Consider the following 1,354-nt stretch of genomic DNA (forward strand, 5'->3'; position numbering starts at 1 on the left):
CGCTGGGTCCTGCGTCGCCTCGGGGGTGGGGGTCGGCGTCGGGGTAGGGGTGGGAGTCGGCGTGGGCTTGGCCTCGGCGGCGAAGGAGTCGCGCTGCACCGTCCGTGCGGCGGCATCGGCGACCACGAGGCGTTGCGCCGAATCGCCGTTGAATCGGGCGGGCGCCTGGTAGTACGGCGAGGCGACGGCACCGCTGGACGGGTCGACGACATTCACCATCACGAAGGCGAAGGAGGCGACGAACGCGAGCACCGTCACCGGAATCCGAGCCCACGATCGTCGCACCGGGGTCTGGCGCGGAACCGCCGGGCGCTCACCGGAGGTCCGGGAGGCGGGCGAGAGGGCGACGGAGGTCTGAGAATGCTGTGGCACGATAACGAGAGCATAACGGACGATCGCCTGATCGGCCAGCAGATCCGAGCCCGGTCAGCGGACCGCCAGCATCACGTCGACGACGGTGTCGAGCAGCAGGTCGACCTGCGGTTCCGAGTAACCGCCGCGCTGGGGGGCGAAGGAGACGGTACGGACATCGTCGACAGTCAGCACCGAGCCGTCGCGGAAGTACCCGGAGATGCGGTCGGCGAACGCGTCGACCTGGCGGATGTTGTACCCCGTCGTCACCATGCCCGCCCTGGTGAAGCGCTCGCGGGGCTCGCGCGCCAGCCGGTTCACGATCTCCTGCGCGGTCGCTCGGGCATCGGCGAGCCACGCCTCCTCGCCCTGGGCGGCGATGGCGAACTGGCGCTCCCGCAGGGCGAACGCGTCCTCGAGGCGCTCGAGCGCAGCATCGACGTGGGGAGCCGAGTATCCGCCCTTGCGGAGGGTGAAGGCGGTGTGCCGCAGGTCGACCGAGCGCAGAGAGGCGGATCCTCCCGAGAGCTCGGCGTAGGCCTCGCGGGCAGCGGCGAGGAACGAGTCCACCTCGCCCGTGTCGTAACCGGGACGCGACTCGCGAGCGCGGGGGAAGGGAGCGGTCATGCGGTCATTCTGCCAAGACCGGCCGCCGATCACGGCATCGGAGCGTTCCGCGCGTCCGCGCGATCGGTGGCGCGGCCTCTGGCGCAGAGGCTCGCGGGCGTCGGTCGAGGAAGGCCGCAGAGCGAAGGAGGGCCGGACGGAGGTGCTCATCGGGCGAAGACGAAGTACAGCACGTAGGCCGCGGCAGCGAGGGCAGGATCGAGTCCAGCCGATCCAGCACCCCCCCGTGCCCGGGCAGCCACGAACTCATGTCCTTGATGCCGATGTCGCGCTTGATCAGCGACTCCGCCAGATCCCCGAGCGTGGCGGTGAGCAGCACGACGGCACCGAAGACCGCGCCCACCCACCAAACTTCGCCGAGCATCAGCACCGCCAG

Annotated in this window: 1 protein-coding gene and 2 pseudogenes; all 3 read right to left on the minus strand. The window is 70.6% G+C overall.

Going from position 1 to position 1,354, the window contains the following annotated elements; translation table 11 throughout:
- A pseudogene (locus tag ACH61_RS17680) lies at positions 1-372 on the minus strand (hypothetical protein); the annotation flags it as partial.
- A gap of 54 nt (positions 373-426) precedes the next feature.
- Positions 427-978: a DivIVA domain-containing protein gene (locus ACH61_RS15450; protein ID WP_068213764.1), complete on the minus strand. Its 552-nt coding sequence runs from the start codon at positions 976-978 to the stop codon at positions 427-429.
- A 146-nt stretch (positions 979-1,124) separates the two neighbouring features.
- Positions 1,125-1,354 (minus strand): annotated as a pseudogene (locus ACH61_RS16540) (phosphatidate cytidylyltransferase); the annotation flags it as partial.

The sequence above is a fragment of the Rathayibacter tanaceti genome (genome assembly GCF_001634385.1).
GTDB classification, from domain to species: Bacteria; Actinomycetota; Actinomycetes; order Actinomycetales; family Microbacteriaceae; genus Rathayibacter; species Rathayibacter tanaceti.

What these genes read in the sequence shown, in the direction of transcription:
- ACH61_RS15450 (WP_068213764.1), bottom strand. Translation starts at nt 978, where the DNA reads ATGACCGCTCCCTTCCCCCGCGCTCGCGAGTCGCGTCCCGGTTACGAC.